The organism is Pseudorhizobium marinum (assembly GCF_000705355.1).
GTDB lineage: Bacteria > Pseudomonadota > Alphaproteobacteria > Rhizobiales > Rhizobiaceae > Neorhizobium > Neorhizobium pelagicum.
Genome location: NZ_JMQK01000009.1, coordinates 41,935 through 64,707 on the forward strand (window position 1 = coordinate 41,935; position 22,773 = coordinate 64,707).

The 22,773-nt window shown below is 65.0% G+C and carries 19 protein-coding genes and 1 other RNA gene; 4 read left to right on the forward strand and 16 right to left on the reverse strand.

Annotated features, from left to right (window positions below; genetic code table 11):
* Positions 1–82: 82 nt before the first annotated feature.
* Positions 83–1,786, forward strand: a complete 1,704-nt coding sequence (rpsA, locus tag EO99_RS0112560; protein ID WP_029618991.1) for a 30S ribosomal protein S1 — start codon at positions 83–85, stop codon at positions 1,784–1,786.
* A gap of 71 nt (positions 1,787–1,857) precedes the next feature.
* On the opposite strand, the gene EO99_RS26280 is transcribed toward rpsA, so the two are convergent.
* The 11 genes from EO99_RS26280 to rimP all read right to left on the reverse strand — a co-directional run bounded on the left by EO99_RS26280 (position 1,858) and on the right by rimP (position 15,497).
* Positions 1,858–3,522 (reverse strand): hypothetical protein, encoded by a 1,665-nt coding sequence (locus tag EO99_RS26280; RefSeq protein ID WP_156034761.1) that lies wholly within the window; start codon positions 3,520–3,522, stop codon positions 1,858–1,860.
* A 220-nt stretch (positions 3,523–3,742) separates the two neighbouring features.
* Positions 3,743–4,774 carry a hypothetical protein gene (locus EO99_RS0112570; protein ID WP_051679825.1) on the reverse strand — a complete coding sequence of 344 codons (1,032 nt, stop codon included), beginning with the start codon at positions 4,772–4,774 and terminating at the stop codon, positions 3,743–3,745.
* A gap of 99 nt (positions 4,775–4,873) precedes the next feature.
* On the reverse strand, positions 4,874–5,500 hold the full coding sequence (locus EO99_RS0112575; RefSeq protein WP_029618994.1) for a ribonuclease D: 627 nt from the start codon (positions 5,498–5,500) through the stop codon (positions 4,874–4,876).
* Positions 5,501–6,012: 512 nt separating this feature from the next.
* Positions 6,013–6,948: a TonB family protein gene (locus EO99_RS0112585; RefSeq protein WP_029618995.1), complete on the reverse strand. Its 936-nt coding sequence runs from the start codon at positions 6,946–6,948 to the stop codon at positions 6,013–6,015.
* Positions 6,945–7,427, reverse strand: a complete 483-nt coding sequence (gene exbD / locus EO99_RS0112590; protein ID WP_029618996.1) for a TonB system transport protein ExbD — start codon at positions 7,425–7,427, stop codon at positions 6,945–6,947. The genes EO99_RS0112585 and exbD overlap by 4 nt, the downstream gene beginning before the upstream one ends.
* Positions 7,428–7,430: 3 nt before the next feature.
* The gene (gene exbB, locus EO99_RS0112595; protein WP_081852044.1) at positions 7,431–8,543 is read right to left on the reverse strand and encodes a tonB-system energizer ExbB; all 1,113 of its coding nucleotides are present in this window, start codon (positions 8,541–8,543) and stop codon (positions 7,431–7,433) included.
* 247 nt (positions 8,544–8,790) lie between these two features.
* Complete coding sequence (gene kduD / locus EO99_RS0112600; RefSeq protein ID WP_029618998.1) at positions 8,791–9,552, reverse strand: 2-dehydro-3-deoxy-D-gluconate 5-dehydrogenase KduD; 762 nt, start codon at positions 9,550–9,552, stop codon at positions 8,791–8,793.
* An 84-nt stretch (positions 9,553–9,636) separates the two neighbouring features.
* Positions 9,637–12,462 (reverse strand): translation initiation factor IF-2, encoded by a 2,826-nt coding sequence (gene infB, locus EO99_RS0112605; protein ID WP_029618999.1) that lies wholly within the window; start codon positions 12,460–12,462, stop codon positions 9,637–9,639.
* A 100-nt stretch (positions 12,463–12,562) separates the two neighbouring features.
* Positions 12,563–13,246 carry an RNA-binding protein gene (locus tag EO99_RS0112610; protein ID WP_029619000.1) on the reverse strand — a complete coding sequence of 228 codons (684 nt, stop codon included), beginning with the start codon at positions 13,244–13,246 and terminating at the stop codon, positions 12,563–12,565.
* Complete coding sequence (gene nusA / locus EO99_RS0112615; protein WP_029619001.1) at positions 13,243–14,850, reverse strand: transcription termination factor NusA; 1,608 nt, start codon at positions 14,848–14,850, stop codon at positions 13,243–13,245. The genes EO99_RS0112610 and nusA overlap by 4 nt, the downstream gene beginning before the upstream one ends.
* 59 nt (positions 14,851–14,909) lie before the next feature.
* Positions 14,910–15,497: a ribosome maturation factor RimP gene (gene rimP, locus EO99_RS0112620; protein WP_029619002.1), complete on the reverse strand. Its 588-nt coding sequence runs from the start codon at positions 15,495–15,497 to the stop codon at positions 14,910–14,912.
* 235 nt (positions 15,498–15,732) lie between these two features.
* Here rimP and EO99_RS0112625 point away from each other — a divergent pair, with 235 nt between their 5' ends.
* Positions 15,733–17,361, forward strand: a complete 1,629-nt coding sequence (locus tag EO99_RS0112625) for an MFS transporter (RefSeq protein WP_029619003.1) — start codon at positions 15,733–15,735, stop codon at positions 17,359–17,361.
* A gap of 5 nt (positions 17,362–17,366) precedes the next feature.
* Here EO99_RS0112625 and EO99_RS0112630 read toward each other — a convergent pair whose 3' ends face one another.
* Complete coding sequence (locus EO99_RS0112630; RefSeq protein ID WP_037111779.1) at positions 17,367–18,605, reverse strand: lytic murein transglycosylase; 1,239 nt, start codon at positions 18,603–18,605, stop codon at positions 17,367–17,369.
* A gap of 9 nt (positions 18,606–18,614) precedes the next feature.
* A complete protein-coding gene (gene recR, locus EO99_RS0112635; RefSeq protein ID WP_029619005.1) occupies positions 18,615–19,220 on the reverse strand; it encodes a recombination mediator RecR in 606 nt (201 codons plus the stop codon).
* A 55-nt stretch (positions 19,221–19,275) separates the two neighbouring features.
* On the opposite strand from recR, the gene EO99_RS0112640 reads away from it, so the two are divergent.
* Positions 19,276–19,890, forward strand: a complete 615-nt coding sequence (locus tag EO99_RS0112640) for an MOSC domain-containing protein (RefSeq protein WP_029619006.1) — start codon at positions 19,276–19,278, stop codon at positions 19,888–19,890.
* Positions 19,891–19,897: 7 nt separating this feature from the next.
* On the opposite strand, the gene EO99_RS0112645 is transcribed toward EO99_RS0112640, so the two are convergent.
* The 3 genes from EO99_RS0112645 to ffs form a co-directional block, all read right to left on the reverse strand.
* On the reverse strand, positions 19,898–20,221 hold the full coding sequence (locus tag EO99_RS0112645; RefSeq protein ID WP_029619007.1) for a YbaB/EbfC family nucleoid-associated protein: 324 nt from the start codon (positions 20,219–20,221) through the stop codon (positions 19,898–19,900).
* A 14-nt stretch (positions 20,222–20,235) separates the two neighbouring features.
* A complete protein-coding gene (locus tag EO99_RS0112650; RefSeq protein WP_029619008.1) occupies positions 20,236–22,113 on the reverse strand; it encodes a DNA polymerase III subunit gamma/tau in 1,878 nt (625 codons plus the stop codon).
* Positions 22,114–22,183: 70 nt separating this feature from the next.
* Positions 22,184–22,280: signal recognition particle sRNA small type (gene ffs, locus EO99_RS26640), an RNA gene on the reverse strand.
* 84 nt (positions 22,281–22,364) lie between these two features.
* Here ffs and EO99_RS0112655 point away from each other — a divergent pair.
* Entirely contained in the window at positions 22,365–22,772 is a 408-nt protein-coding gene (locus EO99_RS0112655) for an HIT family protein (RefSeq protein WP_029619009.1), read from the forward strand.
* Position 22,773: the final 1 nt, after the last annotated feature.

Genomic DNA, 22,773 nt, shown 5'->3' on the forward strand with positions numbered 1-22,773 from the left:
GATGAGGCGGGCTTGGCTTCGAGCATCTTTAACACGAACCACCGGCGCATGCGTGTCCGCAAGGGCACTCTCAGGAGATTTCATGTCACTATCTAACCCAACGCGGGATGACTTCGCAGCCCTTCTCGAAGAGTCCTTTGGTCATACGGATCTGGCCGAAGGCTATGTCACGAAGGGCATCGTCACCGCCATCGAGAAGGACATGGCCGTCATCGATGTCGGCCTCAAGGTCGAAGGCCGCGTGCCGCTGAAGGAATTCGGCGCCAAGGGCAAGGACGGCCTGCTCAACGTCGGCGACGAAGTCGAAGTCTATGTCGAGCGCATCGAAAACGCGCTGGGCGAAGCTGTTCTGTCGCGCGAGAAGGCTCGCCGCGAGGAAAGCTGGGTCAAGCTCGAAGTCAAGTTCGAAGCCGGCGAGCGCGTCGAAGGCGTTATCTTCAACCAGGTCAAGGGTGGCTTCACCGTCGATCTGGATGGCGCCGTTGCCTTCCTTCCGCGTTCGCAGGTCGACATCCGTCCGATCCGCGACGTGACCCCGCTGATGCACAACCCGCAGCCCTTCGAAATCCTCAAGATGGACAAGCGCCGCGGCAACATCGTCGTTTCGCGCCGTACGGTTCTCGAAGAGTCCCGTGCCGAGCAGCGTTCTGAAATCGTTCAGAACCTCGAAGAAGGACAGGTTGTCGACGGCGTCGTCAAGAACATCACCGATTACGGTGCGTTCGTCGACCTCGGCGGTATCGATGGTCTGCTGCACGTCACCGACATGGCCTGGCGCCGCGTCAACCACCCGTCGGAAATCCTGTCCATCGGCCAGTCGGTCAAGGTTCAGATCATCCGCATCAACCAGGAAACCCACCGCATCTCGCTCGGCATGAAGCAGCTCGAGTCGGATCCGTGGGATGGCATCTCGGCCAAGTACCCGATCGGCAAGAAGATCTCCGGTACCGTCACGAACATCACCGACTACGGTGCATTCGTCGAGCTGGAGCCGGGCATCGAAGGCCTGATCCACATCTCGGAAATGTCCTGGACCAAGAAGAACGTACACCCCGGCAAGATCCTGTCGACTACGCAGGACGTCGACGTTGTCGTTCTCGAAGTCGATCCGTCCAAGCGCCGTATCTCGCTCGGTCTCAAGCAGACCCTCGAGAACCCGTGGCAGGCATTTGCCTTCAGCCATCCGGCCGGCACTGAAGTCGAAGGCGAAGTCAAGAACAAGACCGAGTTCGGCCTGTTCATCGGCCTCGAAGGCGACGTCGACGGCATGGTCCACCTCTCCGACCTCGACTGGAACCGTCCGGGCGAACAGGTCATCGAGGAATACAACAAGGGCGACATGGTCAAGGCCGTCGTTCTCGATGTGGACGTCGAAAAGGAACGCATCTCGCTCGGCATCAAGCAGCTTGGCAAGGATGCTCTCGGCGACGCTGCAGCTTCGGGCGAACTGCGCAAGAACGCTGTCGTCTCGTGCGAAGTCACGGCCGTCAACGACGGTGGCCTCGAAGTGAAGCTCGTCAACCACGACGACATCACCTCCTTCATCCGCCGCAACGACCTGGCACGCGATCGCGACGATCAGCGTCCGGAGCGTTTCTCGGTTGGTCAGGTTTTTGACGCCCGCGTCACGAACTTCTCCAAGAAGGATCGCAAGGTCATGCTGTCGATCAAGGCTCTCGAGATCGCAGAAGAGAAGGAAGCCGTCGCTCAGTTCGGTTCGTCCGACTCTGGCGCATCGCTCGGCGACATCCTCGGTGCAGCGCTGAAGAACCGCAGCAACGACTAATCGCTGTTGCTGACAATCGAAGGCCGCCGGATGATCCATCCGGCGGCCTTTTTCATGCGCGATTTTAAGATTCAGGTCAGATCGGCCATGCGCCAGTAGAGATCTTCGGCATGGTCGGCGTGGCCGTCATGGTCCCCGCCGGCCGCATCCCCTTCGCCGCTGCCAGACGCCTCGTCGTCCTCGGCCCCCTGATCGTCTCCCTGGGCATCCTGTTGCGAAGGCCGGTTTCCGCCATCTTCATCGATGGCCGAAACCCGTTCCACGTCCCGCTCCTCTTCCTTTGGCGGCGGTTGCACCTGCGGATAGGCGACAAACGCCTGGGCCAGCCCCTCGCGGGCCACCATCGGCGCTGCCGCAACAAAGGCCGCGGCTTCGAACGGCAGTTGGGCAGCAGGGGATAGCTTGCCCGCTTCGCCGGCCGCTGCCGGGGGCGGGGGAAGAAGGTCATCCGCGCCGCCGCCCATGGAGGCCCGCGCCGCTTGCAGCCCATCGAGACCCGCTGCCGTTCGCATTGCATCGGTCCGCAGAACCGCGGGCAAGGCGTTTTCCGTCTCGGCGGCAATAAGGGCAGCTACGAGACTGCCCGGGCCGTCATCCGCCGCCAGGGGAGCCTCGGCCACGACAGGGTCCGCTGCATGGGCGGTCTGGTAGAGAACCTCCTGCACGAACCTGTTGCCGGCCTCATCCGGAAGTCGCTGCGCCATGCGGATCAGGGCGGTGGCGTCGTAGATCACGGCGGCGCCTCCGAGACCGGCCATGGCCGCAGCCCGCGCGCCGACGGTTCCGGATGATGGATCGGCCGCCATGGTTGCATCAGGCTTCGCCGCGCCGCGTGCCTCGGAGTTCGCCGCTTTTGCAAGAGCCTCCACGGCATCGTCTGCCATGGGTTCCAGGGACGACAGGCTGCTCGGCTGTGCGGGAGGCTTGGCGGCATCCTGGGCTTGCGCAAAGCCATCCGATCGGGGCGCCGTCCCTGCCGGTGCACGCCCTGTTGTGGCTTCGTCCGCAGCATGCGCCAGGACCGACGGCTCGCCGGCATCCCCTGCCGCAAGGGCCGCTGCATCCTGCACGTGGGCCTGCAAAGCAATCGACCGGCCTCCGGCTGCCTCTGGAAGAGGACCAGCCGCTGTGGGCGCGAGAGTATTGCCTGTCCTGCCCGTCCCGTGTTGTCCCGCATCCGCCGCGACGGGTGCTCCTGAGGGTGACGCCGTGGCGGGTGCCGTCACCGGATCGGCGGCTGCATTCTGGCGATAGGAGCTGACGACGGCGCGCGCAGCCGGATCACGACCCGTCAATTGCGCCGTCTCGAGGTAGGCATTGAGTCGGGAGGCCTCGGCGCCGAGCGGGTTGTTGAGGATGTCCGTCAACATCCGCAGGGTGATCCCGCGAACGAGCTGGGCGAGGCTCTGTTCGAGCACCGCCCGCTGCGAGGCCGTCAGCGACTTCAGGGCTTCCGCCAGCCGGTGGGCATAATCGACCAGGCTTTCGCCTTCCCGCCGGCTGATCTTCAGATAGCCGCCGACAGCTTCGGCGAAGATGGACAGACCCTGGGCCAGCTGCAATTGACCCGACAGCGAAAGGATGTCGATCCGCCCGCCGCTCAAGAGGTTCGTCGGCAGCGGAAGCGACGGGTTGCTGCCGGCGGTGCCCAGAGCGATCTGCGCCGGAACGGCCGTCCGGGCGGCTGTCTGGTAATCGACGGAAGCGCTCAAAACGGCGCCGAGGGGCGGCAGCATGACCTGCTCCATGTCTTCGCGTTGGCAAGACAGTCCGGCTACAGCGGTTTTGGAGTTTCACAGCGTTTCCCGCTGCGACCGCGACGCCTCATGGCGTCACAAATGCCGAATGATTGATTAGGATTGCCCGATAGAGGTTAACAAACCACTAAGGCGACTTCTAATTCGGAAGCAATGGAGATGAGGTGTTCGGGCAGGGGCCCCGCCGCCAACCCTGGCGTCAGGCGGCCAGCTTCTGCTTGAGCAGCTCGTAGAGCCCGATGTCGTCGACGGAAATGACCAGGATCGGCGTCTGCGCCTCCGTCAGCGCCTCGGCCGCCATCTCTTCCATGGCCTCGGCGTTCATCTCGGTGGTTGCTTCTCCCTCGACGGGTGCGACATCGCCGGATGCTGGAGCATCGTCAGGCTCGACCGCTGCTGTATCCCCGGTGACGGGTTCGGTATCCCTGGCCTGCTCGACGGTTGCGCCGAGAAGCAGGATCACGTCAGTCTCGGCAGTCTCGGCGGCAGACGGTTCGCCGGGCGTCGCACCCTCGACCGCCTTGTCGTTGCTCTCCTTGACCGCGTCCTGCATCTCCTGGACGTCTTCGAGCTTTTCGGAAGCCTCCAGAGCCTGAATGTCGTCCCGGCGTTCCGCGCGGGTCTCGGCGTCCTCGACGCGGGTGGGATCGTAGCCCTGCGGGCCGAGCTTCAGCTCTTCCAGCGTCTTCGGGTCAGCCACGTCTTCGAGACGCTGAATGACGCGAGCCACGTCGAAGCCCGCCTTGCCGCCATTGGCGACCTTGGTCAAGCCTTCCATCAGACGGGCATTGTCGTCGCCGTAGGGGTTCATGATTGCGGCGATCACCGTATCGAGCGTCACGCCGGCGTCCTTGAGCCCGAGGTCTTTCTCGAGCTCCAAGATCTGCGTGCGATCGAGGTTCTTGACGGCCTCCTCGATGGCCTTGCCGAGCGAGTAGTTCGACCGTTCCTCTTCCAGGTCGATGCCAAGCTTCGCGGCCAGCCGTTCGGTCAGCTGCATCTTCAATTCGTTGGGGTCGACGTTGTTGATGCTGAACAGCGCCTCGGCAATCTTGCCCTCGGACCGCTTGGCTTCCGTGCTGGCGCTCATGCGCGCCTCGGCGACCGGATCCTTTTTGGTTCCGGTTGCCTTTTCCTCATCCTGCTTGCGACGCTCCTCGATACTGTCGAGAGTCGATTGCATCAGATTGGTGGCGGCCAGCCCGAAGGCGGCCTGCGTCGGAAGTACCATGGTCTCGTCCACCCCAGGCGTTCGCGTCGAAGCCTAGGGTGAGCCGCTTAATCGGAAGTTAACCCGGGATGGCAGGATACCGCCGCCCTGGACCTGGCGTCAGCTGTGGGCGAAGATGTCGGTCTCTTCCCAGCCGAGAAGGTCGAGCTTGGCCCGGGTCGGCAGGAATTCGAAGCAGGCGGTGGCCATTTCCATGCGGCCGTCCCGCTTCAGGCGCTCGGTCAGGCGCTCGCAAAGCGCATGCAGGTGAAGCACGTCCGAGGCGGCATACTCCAGCTGTGCCGGGGACAGGACCGCAGCCGCCCAGTCCGATTGCTGCTGCGCCTTGGAAACGTCGATGTCGAGCATTTCCTTGAGGTTGTCCTTGAGACCGTGCCGGTCGGTATAGGTGCGCGCCAGACGCGAGGCAATCTTCGTGCAGAAGACCGGCGTGGTGGTGACGCCGAAGGTATGGAAGAGAACGGCGATATCGAACCGGCCGTAGTGGAAGATCTTGCTGCGCGATGTGTCTGCCAGCAGGGCCACGAGGTTGGGCGCCTCCTTCTGACCGGCGGCAATACGGATCACGTCGGCAGTGCCGTCGCCCGGGGAGAGCTGCACGACGCAGAGCCGGTCACGGCGCGGGACAAGCCCCAGCGTCTCGGTGTCGATGGCGATCGCCCCGGTGTAGCGGGCGGCGTCTGCGGTGGAAATATCACCTTCGTGGTAGCGAATGCTGCTCATCATCTGCCTCTTTGTTTGTCGGTGACGGCATGACACAGAGCCCGCTCCGCGGCAAGCACGGCGATGAAAGCGGCAAATGCAGGATGACATAGATGAAGCTTTGCGTTCCACGCATTGCTGCATTGCAACAGGTCGTCTTGGCAATCGGATCGGTGGGGCCTATATCTGTCTCATCGAAGCGACGCACTCCTCCTCCCAGCGTCGTGAGATGAGATCGGCAATCTCCTCCTCCTCCCAATTGCCGATCAAGTTTAAAGCCCGACGCACCTCCTCCCGCGTCGGGCTTTTTCCGTTCTGGAGGCTTCTTTCCCGTCATGTTGAAGCTGTTGACAGCCGTGGGCCTCTTCTGACCCTGGATGCGTGAGATGACGTTGAATACGGATCGCAAGCCCGCTTCGGGCCGCGCTATTTCTGTTCAGCGCTGAGCCGGCCCATCACAGGACATGCATGGGTGGCGCCGTGACGATGAGACTAAAAGGGCGATCTGCCGAGACACACCTGCATGGTCGTCCGGATCATTCACATTTCAGGCCTTGATCCAGATACCTGGGTGCCCCGGCAGGCGGCGCCGGGATCGGTGACGCCCGCTTCACGGCAGAGACGATATAGTTGTCGATCGCCGAATTGCCCGAGGACCGAGACAGCGACACATTGGTGATATTGCCGTTGCCATCGAAGCTGAAGCGGACGGCCGCCAGGCCGGTGTCGTTACCGGGGCAGCGACGGGCGTTGCGGGCAATCTTGGCCTGCACTCTGGATTTCCACCGGGCCGGCGAAACCGAAGGCGTTGAGGTTCCCTGCGATGTCTGCGTCGCCGCGGTTCGATCCGCCTGCCGGGTCTGCAGCTTCGCTTTCTGCGAGGCCTTGGCGGCCTGCGGCTGCGGTTTCGCCCGCTTCGGCGGCTCCTTCTTCGGCTCCGGCGGCGGAGGAGGGCGCGTGATCGGCAGTGGCACCTCGACGTTGTCGAGCGCCGCGATCATCTGCTGCTCGATCGGATCGACCTCTTCCACGGGTTCGGGCGCCGGCTCCGGAATGGTTTCGGTGATCTCCGGCTCAGGCTGTTCGATCGGCTCCGGCTCGACCGGCTCGGGCTCGGGTTCAACGGGCTCCAGCTCCGCAACCTCCTCCGGTGGCGGCGGCTCGACGGGCTCGGGCAGCGGCTCCGGAAGTGGCTCTTCCACCGGCTCGACCTGCCGGCTTGCAATTTCCTCGGAGTCCACCTCTTCCGTCGACACCTGATCTTCTTCGGTATTCTGTGCCACAGGTTCGGCAGCCATTTCGATCATGATGGCGGCCGGAGGTCCCTGGTCGGCCGGCAGGGACGGCTCCTGCTTCAACAGCACCGCGGCAGCGGCGATATGCGCCGTCAGCACGACAAGACCCGCCGTGGACCACAGCGCCAGTTCGGCAAAGCGCCCGGAGCGGCTGGATCGGGGCGTGGTGAAGGTCATGGAGTGCTCCCGGCGGCAGGATCGGTTGTGGCTGCGCCGGCGGCCGGGGCCGCAGCCGCAGGCACGCCTTCGAGCCCCACCAGCGCGATCTTGAGATACCCGGCATCGCGCAGCAGGTTCATGACCTCCATGAACTGCCCGTATTCGATGGCCTTGTCGGCACGCAGGAAGATCCTCGTGTCCTTGTTGCCCTCGGTGGCCCGCTCCAGAGCGGTCGCCAGCTCTGCCCGGTCGATCGTGTCGTTGCCGAGGTTGAGACCGAGGTCTTCGGTGACGGTGAGGTAGAGAGGCTCGTCGGGGCGCTCTGCCGGCTGGGCGGTCGAGGCCGGAAGGTCGACGTTCACGTCCACCGTCGCCAGCGGTGCCGCGACCATGAAGATGATCAGCAGCACCAGCATCACGTCGATGAAGGGCGTGACGTTGATCTCGTGGTTCTCGGAGAGCTCGTCGCCGCTATTTTCGCGAATGCCGCCGGCCATGGATCATTCTCCTGCCACGAGGGAAACGGGCGCCTTGCGGCTGCCCGGGGGCACTTTGCGGAAGTCGAGATCGCGGCTGACCAGCCGCTCGACGCCGGCCGCGGCATCGGCCAGCAGCTGGCGATAGCCGGTGATGGAGCGGGCAAAGACGTTGTAGATGACAACCGCCGGAATGGCCGCCACCAGGCCGATGGCGGTGGCGAGCAGCGCTTCGGCGATGCCCGGGGCGACGACGGCGAGATTGGTCGTCTGCGATTCCGAGATGCCGATGAAGGAGTTCATGATGCCCCAGACGGTCCCGAACAGGCCGACGAAGGGTGCCGTCGAGCCGATGGTCGCCAGCACGCCGGTGCCGCGCGACATGCGACGGCCGGCAGCCGATTCGATGCGGCCGAGGGCGGACGAGACCCGCTCCTTGACGCCGCCGTTGTCAGCGTGATCGAGGGCGGCCTCCGAAAGGCGCACCTCGTCGGCGGCTGATCGCAGCATCAGCGCCGCCGGCCCGCCGCGCTGGGCGATACCGCCGACGGCCTCGGCAAGCGTTGCGGAATTGCGGATGACCTTCAGGGTACGGCCGACACGGGCGCGGGCGCCGGCAAGCTCGAGCGTCTTCGCCAGCCAGACCGTCCAGGTGATGAGGGATGCAAAGGCAAGGCCCAGCATCACGCCCTTGACCACCCAGTCGGCGGCCATGAACATGCCCCAGGGCGACAGGTCATGCGGGATGTCGGACCGCTCGCCGGCCGGCAGCAGCTGCTCCAGCATCGTCGGCTCATCCGTCGCCGGTTCTTCCAGGGGCGCCTGATCGGGCGCGGGCTGCGTCAGTGTCGGCGCCAGAGGCTCGGCAGGGGCTTGCGATGTGCTCGGTCCGGCGGAAGGGTCAGTCGCGCCAGGAAGCTCTGCTGCCGGCGCTGGTGCAGACGGCTGTGCCGATGCCGGCGGAGTTGACGCGCCACCGGTCTCGCCTTGTGCCGCAGGGACGGTCGGGGCCGGCTGCTGCGCGAATGCCATCCCGGGTGCCGTGGTCAGAATGCCGAACAGCATCGCAGCGAGAGGGGCGGCGAGAGAGAGGGAGCGGCAACGTAGGTGAAGGGTGCGGGCGGTGGCGGTCGGCATGGTTGCGGCTCTCCGGATGCGGGAGCTTTGCCACCCATCAAGGGGAAAGCTCCGACGACGGTCGCAGCCGGATTGCTCCCGGCCCCGATCACGAGCCTTCGATAATAAACATGACTGCAGTTGGCAACAATTAAATCCTGAGCCGCGGCATCAGATTTGCATCATCAACCGCAGCCTGAAGATCACTCCGGCGCAACCGGCCGACCGCCGCCACGCGTCGGCGTCATCCCGGTGGAACGCCTGCCGGCTAGCGGGCGAGCCAGCCCCCGTCCACCGGCATGACTATGCCGTGGACATAGTCGGACGCGGGGGAGGCGAGGAAGACGGCGGCGCCGCCGATCTCCTCCGGGCGGCCCCAGTGACCGGCCGGTATCCGCGCCAGGATCGCAGCGTTGCGATCGTCGTCGTTGCGCAGGGCTTCCGTGTTGTTGGTCTCGAAGTAGCCGGGCGCAATGGCGTTGACGTTGATGCCCTTGCCGGCCCATTCGCAGGCGAGCAGGCGCGTTAGCCCCGCCAGGCCGCTCTTCGATGCGGTGTAGGACGGAATGCGGATGCCGCCCTGGAAGGACAGGAGCGAGGCGATGTTGATGATCTTGCCCGATCGTTTCTCGGCGAGGAGATGGCGGGCGAAGGCCTGCGAGAGGAAGAAGACCGTCTTGAGGTTGACGTCCATGACCGCATCCCAGTCGGCTTCGGAAAAGTCGACGGCGTCGGCGCGGCGGATGATGCCGGCATTGTTGACGAGGATATCGGCACGCCCGGACCACGCCAGCGTCTGGTCGATGACGTCCTGGACCGGCGCGATGGTGGAGAGGTCGGCCTTGATGGTGAGTGTCCGGCCACCGCCGGCGGATGCGATCGCCTCTTCCGTCTCGGCCATGGAGGAGCGGCCGACAAGGGCCACATCGGCGCCGGCACCGGCGAGGGCGACCGCAATGGCCTGTCCCAGTCCGGTATTGGCACCGGTCACGATGGCGGTCTTGCCGCCAAGATCGAATGAAACGGTCACGGTTCGCTCCTCCCAGGATGTGTGTGACAAGAAAAAGCCGCCGGAAATCTCTCTCCAGCGGCTCCTGATGCTTGCTCCGAGCGCTTACAGCGTCCGGGTGATGTGCTCGACGCGGAAGCACTCGATGGTGTCGCCGGCGCGAATGTCTTCGTAGTTCTCGAAGGCCATGCCGCACTCCTGGCCCATGGGCACTTCGGAGACTTCGTCCTTGAAGCGCTTGAGCGTCTTGAGCTTGCCTTCGTGGATGACGACGTTGTCGCGCACCAGGCGGACACCGGCTCCACGCTCGACCTTGCCTTCGATGACGCGGCAACCCGCGACCTTGCCGGTCTTGGTGATGTTGAACACCTCGAGGATCTCGGCATTGCCGAGGAAGGTCTCGCGGCGCTCCGGCGACAGCAGGCCGGACATGGCCGCCTTCACGTCGTCCACCAGGTCGTAGATGATGTTGTAGTAGCGGATCTCGATGCCCGAGCGTTCGGCAAAGGTGCGAGCCTGTGCGTTGGCGCGGACATTGAAGCCGATGATCGCGGCGTTGGATGCCTCTGCGAGCGAGATATCCGATTCCGTGATGCCGCCGGCACCCGAATGTACGATGCGGGCGCGGACTTCGTCCGTGCCGAGCTTGTCGAGCGCGCCGATAATCGCTTCGATCGAGCCCTGCACGTCGCCCTTGATGAGGAGCGGGAACTCCTTCAGGCCGGAGGTCTGCAGCTGGCTCATCATCTGTTCGAGCGAACCGCGCGAACCGGACTGGCGGGCCGCCGCCTTGTCGCGGGTGAGGCGCTGGCGATACTCGGAGATTTCGCGGGCACGGCTCTCGCTCTCGACGACCGCAAAGCGATCGCCGGCAGCGGGTGTGCCCGAAAGACCGAGAACCTCGACCGGAGTCGCAGGGCCTGCTTCCTTGACCTGCTCGCCCTTGTCGTCGACGAGCGCGCGTACGCGGCCCCACTGGTCGCCGGCGACCAGGATCTGGCCGGGCTTCAGCGTGCCCTTCTGGACTAGGACGGTGGCCACGGGACCGCGACCGCGGTCGAGCTGGGCTTCGATCACCATGCCTTCGGCCGTCCGGTTCGGATTGGCCTTTAGGTCGAGGATTTCGGACTGCAGCAGGATCGCTTCCAGCAGCTTGTCGAGGTTGGTGCGGTTCTTGGCGGAGACCTCGACGTCGAGGACTTCACCACCCATGGATTCCACGAAGACTTCGTGCTGCAGAAGCTGTTGGCGAACCTTGTCTGGGTTGGCCGTCGGCTTGTCGATCTTGTTGATCGCCACGATGATCGGCACACCGGCCGCCTTGGCGTGGTTGATGGACTCGATCGTCTGCGGCATCACGCTGTCGTCTGCCGCCACCACCAGGATGGCGATGTCGGTAGCCTGCGCACCACGGGCACGCATGGCCGTGAAGGCGGCGTGGCCGGGGGTGTCGATGAAGGTGATCTTCTGGCCGTTATGCTCGACCTGATAGGCACCGATGTGCTGCGTGATGCCACCGGCTTCGCCGGAAACCACGTTCGCATGGCGGATGGCGTCGAGCAGCGAGGTCTTGCCGTGGTCGACGTGACCCATGATGGTCACGACCGGTGGGCGCGAGATCTGTTCGCCGGCTTCGTCGGAAACGTTGAAGATGCCTTCCTCGACGTCGGACTCCGAGACGCGCTTGACCGTATGGCCGAATTCGACGGCAATGAGCTCGGCCAGATCGGCGTCGATCACGTCGCCCGGCTTCATCATCTGGCCTTCCTTCATCAGGAACTTGATAACTTCGACGGCGCGTTCGGACATGCGCTGCGACAGTTCCTGAATGGTGATGGTCTCCGGCAGGATGACTTCGCGCATGACCTTTTCACGCGGTTCCTGCATCTGGCTGCGGCGGAACTTCTCCTGCCGGCGGCGCATCGCCGAGAGCGAGCGGCCGCGAGCCGGGCCGCCTTCCTCGTCGACGCTGACCGTGGTGACCGTCAGCTTGCCGCGGCGGCGCTCGTCTTCCGTCTTCGGGCGGGCCGGAACCTTGGCGGGCGCCGGTGTGGCAACGCGGCCACGAGCCGGTGCACCACGCGGCGGGCCGCGATCGTCGTCTTCTTCGCCGCCCTTGCGGCCACGACCGAGGACCGGCTGCGCTGCAGCGCCAGGCTGGGTGCGGGTGACGGCCGGACGCGCGGTGCCGGCACGCTCTGCTGCCGGAGCGGCAGTCGCGGCGGGCGCTGCTTCCACAGGCGCTTCGACCGGTGCAGGTTCTGCAGCGCGGCGGGCGGCCTCGGCGGCTTCCTCGACCTTGCGGCGTTCTTCTTCGACCTTGCGGCGCGCTTCGTCTTCGAGGCGCTGCTTGGCTTCGATCACTTCACGAGCCTGCGCCTCCACGAGGGCGCGACGACGCGCATCCATTTCGCTGGCCGAGAGATCGTGCAGGACGGCGCCACGTGGGCGCTCCGGCTGGCGCGGCTGCGGTGCCGATGGCGCGGGACGCTGGCTCTGGTTGCCTGGACGCTGCTGACCATAAGAGGATGGACGCTGGCCTTGGGGCGCAGGACGCTGGCCCTGCGGTGCCGGGCGCTGGCCTTGCGGCGCAGGCTGTGGGGCACGCGCGACCGGTGCCTGGGCCGGCTGCGGCGGTCGTGGGGCCTGAGCTACCGGTTCTGGGGCGGCCTGAGGCGCAGCAGCAACCGGCGCGGGTGTCTGAGCGGCTGCCGGTGCTGCGACGGGTGCGGCCGGCGCTGGTGCTGGTGCAGTGAACGCAGGCTTGTCGTCTTCCGGGCGGATCGGACGGCGCTTGCGGGTTTCGACCACGACCGCCTTGGTGCGGCCACGGCCCATATCCTGGCGCACGGTCCCCTGGCTCACTCCTGACGGTTTCAGGGTGAGGGTCTTCTTAACCCCAAGCGTCTTGTCGTCTTTGTTGTCGGTCATTCCGTTCCTGTTCCTTCGAACGAGGACGGATGGCGACATCAGACCTCGTCTATCAATTCATGTCTCTCGGTACGGCGGCCGGCTGGTGCCGGTGGCCGCGTCATAGGTTTGGCCGGCGGGCGCCGCCAACTGCTCCAGACTGACCGACACCGCGGTACTTATCGAGCATGGTTGCGCGCTTCACTACACCGTCACCCGCCTGCCCTGCAAGCGCGCAGGCATGGATAAACGCATTCTGGCCCATCAGGTCGTCCATTTCCGCGCTCGTGAAGAACGAAAAGGACGGTATGTCTTCTTCGGCGTCGGTGCCGAACTTCCAGGCCTTTCTCGCCTGGTCGATCTTGCGGACACCGTCGGCCGCCGCATCCGCCGCATGGAAGACGGCAAGCGCGGCACCCGAGCGAACTGCGGCATCCACCTTTGTCGCGCCGCTGACGAACTGGCCGGCCTTGCGCGCCATGTTCATCATGCCGACGAGGTCGGCCGCAATCAGCCGGTCGACGAGGGCCCCGAGATCCGGGTCCGCCTTCACATCCTGCTTCAGCGCGCGCGCAAAGATCTTGCGCTGAACCGCACGGTCGACGAGCGTCCGGTCGATCTTGACCCAGCATCCCCGTCCGGGAAGCTGCCGCTTCAGGTCCGGCACCACCTGCCCGTCAGGGCCGGCCACGAAGCGGATCAGGCCCTCCGGCGCCTCCGCTTCGCGTGTGACGATGCAGGTACGGTCGTTCACGGGGAAGTCCCCATCATCGTCCGGCTCCTGCGTTTGACCTTCGGGCATCATTCCTCGACGACGGCTTCCGCCTCCTCGACCTCTTCAGGTTGCTCGGCAGCCAGGTCCTCTTCGGTGATCCAGCCGGCCATCAAACGCGCCTGGACGATCATGGTTTCCGCCTCGGTGCGCGATACGTCGAACTTGGAGAACAGACCCTCGAACTTCTTCGTCTCGCCATCCTTGCGCTCGCTCCAGCCGACCAGGTCGTCTGCAGCGCAGCCTGCGAAGTCTTCCACCGACTTGATGCCGTCTTCGCCGAGCGCGACCAGCATCGGAGCGGTCAGGCCGTCGATCTGGCGCAATTCATCCATGACGCCCAGTTCCCTGCGCTTGGCATCCATCTCGGCTTCGATCTTCTCCAGGAACTCGCGGGCGCGGGTCTGGATTTCCTGCGCCGTATCCTCGTCGAAGCCCTCGATCGAGGCGATCTCGTCGAGTTCGACATAGGCCAGTTCCTCGACGGCCGCGAAGCCTTCCGAGGCCAGCACCTGGCCGACCATCTCGTCGACGTCCAGCGCATCCATGAACAGGTTGGTGCGTTCGTTGAATTCCTTCTGGCGGCGCTCGGATTCTTCCGCTTCCGTCAGGATGTCGATATCCCAGCCGGTGAGCTGCGAGGCAAGGCGCACGTTCTGGCCGCGGCGACCGATCGCCAGCGACAGCTGTTCGTCCGGAACGACGACCTCGATGCGCTCGGCATCCTCGTCCAGAACGACCTTGGCGACTTCTGCCGGCTGCAGGGCGTTGACGATGAACGAGGCCGGGTCGTTCGACCACGGAATGATGTCGATCTTCTCGCCCTGCAGTTCGCCGACGACGGCCTGGACGCGGGAGCCGCGCATACCGACGCAGGCGCCGACCGGGTCGATCGACGAGTCGTTGGAGATGACGGCGATCTTGGCGCGCGAACCGGGGTCGCGGGCAACCGAGCGGATCTCGATGATGCCGTCGTAGATTTCCGGCACTTCCATGGTGAACAGCTTCACCATGAACTGCGGATGGGTGCGCGACAGGAAGATCTGCGGGCCGCGCTGTTCGCGGCGCACGTCGTAGACATAGGCACGCACGCGGTCGCCGTAGCGCATGGTCTCGCGCGGGATCATCTCGTCGCGACGGATGATGCCTTCGCCGCGGCCGAGGTCGACGATGACGTTGCCGTATTCGACGCGCTTGACGGTGCCGTTGATGATCTCGCCGACGCGGTCCTTGAACTCGTCGAACTGGCGGTCGCGCTCGGCTTCACGCACCTTCTGTACGATCACCTGCTTGGCGGACTGGGCTGCGATGCGGCCGAAATCCATGGGTGGCAGCGGATCGGCAATGAAATCGCCGAGCTTGGCGTCGACGTTGCGATCGCGGGCCAGCTCCAGAGCGATCTGGGTGCCGTAGTCTTCGACCTGCTCGACGACTTCGAGCAGGCGCTGCAGGCGGATCTCGCCGGTCTTGGAGTTGATGTCCGCGCGGATGTTCGTTTCCGAACCGTAGCGGGAGCGCGCCGCCTTCTGGATGGCGTCGGCCATTGCAGCCAGCACGATCTCGCGGTCGATGACCTTTTCGCGTGCCACTGCATCCGCAATCTGCAGAAGCTCAAGCCGGTTTGCACTCACTGCCATTGTCGTTCGTCTCCGTCAGTCGAAAGGTTTCCGGCCTCTGCGGGCCGATCAATCCATTGCTATTCGTCGTCTTCGCCGTTCTGATTGGCGGCCTGGGCCTTGGCGAGCTTGTCGGCCCGCAGTGCGTCCCGGATCAGGTCGTCCGTCAGGATCAGCTTGGCCTCCGAAAGCGCCGTGAAGGGGATGGTGACGCTCGGCGCTTCGCCGTAGGCCACCTGGTCGCGCTCGATCGTAAAGCCTTCGTCGTTCGTCTCGGCAATCTTGCCGCGGAACCGCTTGCGATTGTCGACCATGATCGAAGTCTCGCATTTCACGATATGGCCATGCCAGCGGGTGAAATCGGACTTGCGCACCATCGGCCGGTCGATCCCGGGCGATGATACCTCGAGATGGTAGGCCTTATCTACCGGATCTTCGACGTCGAGAACAGGCGAAATCGCCATCGACACCTTTTCGCAGTCCTCGACGGTCATGGTCGAGTCGTCGCGCTCCGCCATGACCTGCAGCGTCAGGCCGTTCTGGTTCAGCAGCCGAACGCGGACCAGGCGATAGCCCATGTCGGCAATCACCGGATCGATGATCTCGGCAATCCGGAGCTCGACGCCGGTCTCGACGATGATGCGCGGTTCTTTTTCGGTCTGCGACATGAAGTGGTTCCGACATTCCGGCTCCGGAGAGCCTGTGGTTTGTCGATCGCCTAACAAAAAAGAGCGGGTCCCGGTCAGGCCCCACCCTTCATCAAACGATCAAGAATATGATTGCCATATACGCCCTGTGCCCGGCGTTTGCAAGTGTTTGGTAACGAAGCCTCCTTCGGGCTGGCTTCCGGGCAGAGCCGCTCTATACTCCTGAGCGAACTGACGCAGCCGAGTTGGAATACGCGTGATTGCCCCCTCATCGCCTTTTGCGCCCCTGCGCCACCACAACTATCGCAACATGTGGTTGGCGAGCCTTGCCTCCAATCTCGGCGGGCTGATCCAGGCTGTCGGGGCGGCCTGGATGATGACGGCGCTGACGAGTTCGGAAAATCTGGTGGCGCTGGTACAGGCCTCCACGGCGCTTCCGATCATGCTGTTTTCCGTCGTCTCCGGAGCGCTGGCCGACAGCTTCGATCGCCGTCGAGTGATGCTGACAGCCCAGTTCCTGATGCTGGCGGCCTCGATCCTCCTGGCCTTCTTTGCCTGGTCCGGCTGGCTGACGCCCTGGCTGCTCCTCAGCTTCACCTTCGTGATCGGCACCGGGACGGCGCTCCACAACCCCTCCTGGCAGGCCTCGGTCGGCGATATCGTCCCGCGGATCGACCTTCCGGCGGCCGTCTCCCTCAACAGTGCCGGCTTCAACATCACCCGCAGCGTCGGCCCGGCCTTGGGCGGCGTCATCGTGGCGGCGGCCGGCGCGGCGGCCGCTTTCGCCATCAACGCGCTCAGCTATTTCTCGCTGATCTACGTGCTCCTGCGCTGGCAGCCGAACTTCCCGAAGAACCCTCTGCCGCGCGAACGACTGGCCGGAGCGGTCTTCGCCGGTCTGCGCTATGTCTCGATGTCGCCGAACCTCGGGAAGGTCATCCTGCGCGCCTTCCTCTTCGGCGTATCCGCAGGTTCGGTCCTCGCGCTCCTGCCGATCGTCGCCCGCGACATCCTTCAGGGCGGTCCGCTGACCTACGGCATCATGTTCGGCGCCTTCGGCGTCGGCGGCATCGTGGGCGCGTTCCTGAACGCCCGCATCCGGGAGTGGCTCAAGAGCGAAGAGATTGTCCGGACCAGTTTCGCCGGCTTTGCGCTGAGCGCCGCCGTGATCGGGATCAGCACGAGCAATGTGGTCACCTTCCTCGCGCTGATTCTGGCCGGCGTCTGCTGGGTGGTGACGCTGTCGCTTCTCAACACCGTGGTGCAGCTGTCGGCACCGCGCTGGGTGGTCGGGCGGGCCCTGTCGCTTTACCAGACCGCGGCTTTTGGCGGCATTGCCGCCGGCAGCTGGCTCTGGGGCTCCTGGGCCGAAGCGATCAGCCCCGCCTCGGCCCTGATCGCGTCCAGCCTCCTGATGCTCGGCGGCGCGGCCGTCGGCCTGCGCCTGCCGATGCCGGATTTCCAGTCGCTGAACCTCGACCCGCTGAACCGCTTCGTCGAGCCGGCGCTCGGGCTGGAGATCCAGCCCCGCAGCGGCCCGATCGTGATCCAGATCGACTACGAGATCCACGACGAGGATCTGCCGGAATTCCTGTCGCTGATGGCCGAACGGCGGCGCATCCGTCTCCGCGACGGCGCCCGTAATTGGGCGCTGATGCGCGACCTGCAGATCCCCGAGATCTGGACGGAGACCTACCACGTGCCGACCTGGGTGGAATATGTCCGCCACAACCAGCGCCGCACCCAGGCCGATGCGGAAACGACGGACCGTATCCTGGCACTACACCGCGGCGACAAGGTGCGCGTCCACCGGATGATCGAGAGGCAGGCTATTCCGGCAACCCGCGACGACGTCTTCCATCAGCCGCATATCGATCCGCACTGAGGCACCTATTTCAGCCGGGCCTTCAGGGAGGCATCGGGAAAGCAGGTCGGCTGCAGGCCGCTCTTTGCCTGCCAGTCGCCGAGCGACCGCCGCGTCTTGTAGCCCGCCAGCCCGTCGACGGTGCCGACGTCATAGCCCTGGGCAACGAGCGCCTTCTGCATGGCGAGAACGTCCGACCGCAGCATCTTGCCGACATTGCCCCACGTCGCCTGAAAGGCGCCGCTGCCGTAGGCGATCCGGTCGGCGAGATTGCCGATGAAGAGCGCGTAGAGGTCGGAGTTGTTGTACTGCTTGATGACGTAGAAGTTCGGCGTGACGATGAACTCCGGGCCGTGGCGCCCGGCCGGCACCAGCATCATGCCGTCGGCACGCAGCTCCTGGTCAGGGAAGGGGCGTCCTGAGACGCGCCCTATGCCCGAGGAGGCCCAGGCGGAGATCGGCTTGGCCAGATCCGGCCCTTCCTGCGCGCAGGAGACGCCGGCGGGGATGTCAACTTCGAAGCCCCAGTCGCGCCCGCGCAGCCAGCCTTCCTGCGCCAGGTAGTTGGCGATGGAGGCCAGCGAATCGGGCACCGAGTTCCAGATGTCGCGGCGGCCATCGCCATCGAAATCCACGGCGTATTTCAGGTAGCTGGAGGGCAGGAATTGCGGCTGGCCCAAAGCGCCCGCCCAGGACCCCATCATCTGCGCGGCGGAGATGTCGCCGCCCTCGATCATGTGCAATGCCGCGATCAGCTCCGTGCGGAACATCTCCTTGCGCGTCGACATGAAGGCCTTCGTGGCCAGCACCTCGATGGCTTGATGCGGAAGCTTCGCCCGGCCGAAACCGGACTCGCGGCCCCAGATCGCCACGACGATCTCGCCCGGCACGCCGTAGGTCGCCTCGATGCTCTTAAGCGTCGCCGCATGCTGGGCCGAGAGGCTGCGGCCGGTGGCCGCCAGTCCCTGCAGCCGGTTCTCGGCGAAATAGGCCCCGGGTGAGGAGAATTCCGCCTGGCTCTGGTCCTGCTGCCGGGGCGGTGTGCTGCCCGGCGGCACGAGATCCGGCAGATCCCAGTCGAGCGACACGCTGTTGAATGCGGCCTTCAGCGTGGTGTCGGAAATACCGTTCCGTTTCGCCTCGGCCGCTATATCGCCGGCGATCCATCGCTGGAACTGGACTTCCACCTCCGCCCTGGAAGCGGCCGTGGCTGCCGGCGGCAGAAGGGCGAGCAGGGCGGCGAGCGCCCAGGTGAGCTTGCTCATGGTTTCTCCTCAGATCACGGTTCGGGCGCGCAGCGCAGCCGTCAGTGTTCCCTCGTCGAGATAGTCGAGTTCGCCACCGACCGGAACGCCGTGGGCAAGCCGCGTGATCTTGATCTCCAGCCCGGCGAGCTGGTCGGTTATATAGTGGGCTGTGGTCTGCCCCTCGACGGTGGCGTTCACGGCGATGATGATCTCTCGGATGCCGCCTTCCTGCACGCGATCGATCAATCCCCGGATGTTCAGGTCGTCGGGGCCGATGCCGTCGAGCGGCGAAAGCGTGCCGCCCAGAACGTGGTAGGCAGCGTTCATCGCTCCGGCCCGTTCCAGTGCCCAGAGGTCGGAAACGTCCTCGACGACGATGATCATCGACTGGTCCCGCCGGGTATCGGTGCAGACGGTGCAGGGGTCGACTGTATCGACGTTGCCGCAGCGGGAGCAGACCTTGACCTTCTCGTAGGCCTCGCCCATCGCCAGTCCCAGCGGGCCGAGCAACTGCTCCTTCTTCTTGATCAGGTGAAGGGCGGCGCGGCGGGCGGAGCGGGGCCCGAGGCCCGGCACTTTCGCCAGCAGCTGGATGAGTTTTTCGATTTCGGGACCGGTCACGCGTTTTGCCATGCGGGGCTTTTAGCTGATATCTTGCCGGAACGGAATCGCCGGAAGGGCCACATTGATGAAACTCACCGCCATTTGTCTCGGGCGCCCGGAGGTGCTCGCCGGCAAGAGCTACAAGACCGGGATCAACAAGACGGCTCTCAATGTGCCGATCGTGGTGGATGCGGAGGGGCTGGTGGGCGATGCGGTCTGCAACCGCAAGCATCACGGCGGACCGGATCAGGCCATCCTGCTGGAGGGCTCACTGACGCTCGATTGGTGGGCTGCCGAGCTCGGGCGGGACCTGCCGCCCGGCGCATTCGGTGAGAACCTCATTGTCGAAGGGCTGGACAACCGCGAGGTCTCGGTAGGAGACCGCTTCCACTTTGACGGTGTCGTGCTGGAAGCCAGTTCCGCCCGGATCCCCTGCGCCACCTTCGCCGCAAAGATTGGCGATCCGATGTTCGTCAAGCGCTATGCCGCGGCAGGCCGCCCCGGCATCTACTGCCGCGTCCTGCAGGGCGGTATGCTCGCGGCGGGCGAAGCCGTCCGCTGCGAGCCCTATGACGGTGAGCGGGTGCTCATGCCGGAGATCCTGTCGACGTTCGGCCGGAAAATGCCGGCCGACGTGCGCGCCCGTTTCATGGCGGCACCGATCGCCAGCCGGCTGCGAGCCCTGGTGGAAGCCGCCTGACGCGATCTTAGAACGGCAGCTTCATGCCGGGCGGGATCGGCAGGCCGGCTGTCAGATCCTTGGTCATCTCGGCGGCGGCCGTTTCCGCCTTGCCCTTGGCATCCTGATGGGCCGCGACCACGAGGTCCTCCAGGATCTCGACGTCGTCTTCCTTGAAGAGCGACGGATCGATCTTGAGGCCGAGCATTTCGCCCTTGCCGTTCAGGCGTACGGCAACGAGGCCGCCGCCGGATTTGCCTTCGACTTCGAGTGCGGCGATGTCTGCCTGCACCTTCTCCATCTTGGCCTGCATTTCCTTGACCTTGCCCATCATGCCCATGATGTCGCGCATCGGTATTCCTTCTCTTATAGTTCGATGTCGTCGCCGGGCAGGATGTCCCCCTCGGCGGATTCGGCCGCAGCCGGTGCAACCACGTCACCCTCGTCGATCTCGTCTTCGGTCACCCGGATGCGCACGTCGGTGATGCGTGCGCCCGGGAACTGCGCCAGGATGGCGGCGACGTCCGGATCGGCCCGGGCATCGGTGAGCCTTGCCTCGCGAGCAGAGTTATCGGCCTCGACAAGCGTCGGTTCGCCCGCTTCCTTGCTGAGGCTGACGATCCAGTGGATGCCGGTCCATTCCTTGAGCTTGACGCCGAGTTCGCCCGGCAATGTGCCGGGGCCGCCGTCCGTCATCCGGATATCGAGGCGGCCGGGATCGATCTTCACCAGCCGCACGAAGTTGCGCACCAATGCCTTCAGCTTTGCGTCGCGGTTCTTCGCGCAGAGGTCGACGATGTCCTGGATGGAGTTGACGGGCACCTTCGGCGCCGGCTTGTCGGCGGGCTGGGCCTCGGCGCGTCCGACGGGCATGGCATGCGCTTCCGGGGTCGGAACAGCCTTCAGCATGGCCGTCGGCCCGCCGTTGCCGCCGCGTTGCGCCGAAGGCATGGCCATGGGCTGTGCCGTCAGCGAAGGCGGTGCGGCAAGCTGCGCCCGGGTGCCGCCGTTGCCGGAGGATGGTGCCGTCGATCCGCGGGCCTCGCCACTGCTGAAGTCGCTCAGCCGCCGGGCCGCATCCTCCGGTGGCGGAAGATGGGCGGCATGGCTCAACCGGATCAGCACCATTTCGGTGGCGCCGGCGGGGCGAGACGAATTTTCGGCTTCGGGTATGCTCTTCAGCAGCATCTGCCAGATGCGCGACAGCGTGCTGACCGCCACCGCATTGGCGAATTCCTCGCCGCGCACGCGCTCGACCTCGCTCAGCGAGGGGTCCTGCGCGGCTTCCGGGATATATTTGAAGCGGGTCACGAGGTGCGTGAAGTCGGCCAGATCGCTCAGCACCACCACGGGATTGGCGCCCGCCTGGTACTGGATCGCGAACTCGGAGAGCGCCGCAGCGACATCGCCCCGGACGATATGTTCGAAGAGGTCGACGATGCGTGCCCGGTCGGCAAGCCCGAGCATGCCGCGCACGGTCTCCGCCTCTACACGGCCGCCGCCGTGGGCGATTGCCTGATCGAGCAGCGACAGGCCGTCGCGCGCTGACCCTTCCGCCGCACGGGCAATCATCGACAGTGCCTCGGGCTCGGCGGAAATGCCCTCCATCTCGGCGATGGTGGAAAACAGGTGGACGAGGTCGGCGGCACTGATCCGGCGCAGGTCGAATCGCTGGCAGCGCGACAGCACGGTGATCGGCACCTTGCGGATCTCGGTGGTCGCGAAGATGAACTTCACGTGCTCCGGCGGCTCTTCCAGCGTCTTCAAGAGGCCATTGAAGGCCTGCGTCGACAGCATGTGCACTTCGTCGATGATATAGACCTTGTAGCGCGCCGAAACCGGACGGTAGCGCACCTGCTCGATGATCTCGCGGATGTCGTCGATGCCGGTATGCGAGGCGGCGTCCATCTCGATGACGTCGACATGGCGACCGTCCATGATCGCCTGGCAGTGTTCGCCGGGGATTCGCAGGTCGATCGTCGGCCGGTCGATATCGTCGGTCTTGTAATTGAGGGCGCGGGCAAGAATGCGGGCGGTGGTTGTCTTGCCGACACCGCGAACGCCGGTCAGCATGTAGGCCTGCGCGATACGGCCGGTCTCGAAGGCGTTGGTGAGCGTGCGCACCATCGGCTCCTGGCCGACCATCAGGTCGGAGAAGTCCTTGGGGCGGTACTTCCGCGCCAGCACGCGATAGCCGCTGCCTGGGGGTGGAAATGCCGTCGAGGTGGGGCCGGTATCGTTCATGAGTCCTGCCAGCCTGCGCGGGCCGTTCCAGCCTCTTGACCGGACCGGAAGCTGACCAAGATGGTAGAAGGTGGGAGGCTGGCACGGTGACCCGTGCCGGGCTCGTTAGGGCTGCTTCCTTCCGGACCTGACCCGGTTGGCGAGTGGCTCGTCCACCACCAACCTCCCGCCGCACATATCGGCAATTACGCTCGCAAATGCAAGCGAAGCCTGTAAAAAACTGCTAGGCTTCACAGAGAGGAGAATGGACGTTGAGGGATTTTGCGCTGGACGAGAGGCTTGAGCGGGATTCGGAGCGGGTGACGGTCCTGGGGCTCTGCCAGTTGCGCCTGTTGAAGGACAGCCGCTGGCCGTGGCTGATGCTGGTGCCGCAGCGGAAAGGCATCAGCGAGATCTACGAGCTGACGCCGCTCGATCAGGCGCTGCTGACCTTCGAGACCAATTCCGTGGCTGCCGCTTTGAAGAAAGTAACCGGTGCCCGCAAGATCAACGTCGGCGCGCTTGGCAATATTGTCGGGCAGCTGCATGTGCATATCATTGCGCGACAGGAAGGCGATCCGAACTGGCCGGGTCCCATCTGGGGCTACGGCAGCGCCGAGCCCTATCCGGACGACGCCAAGAAGCAGGACCTCCTCAAGAAACTGGTTGAAGCCCTCTGAC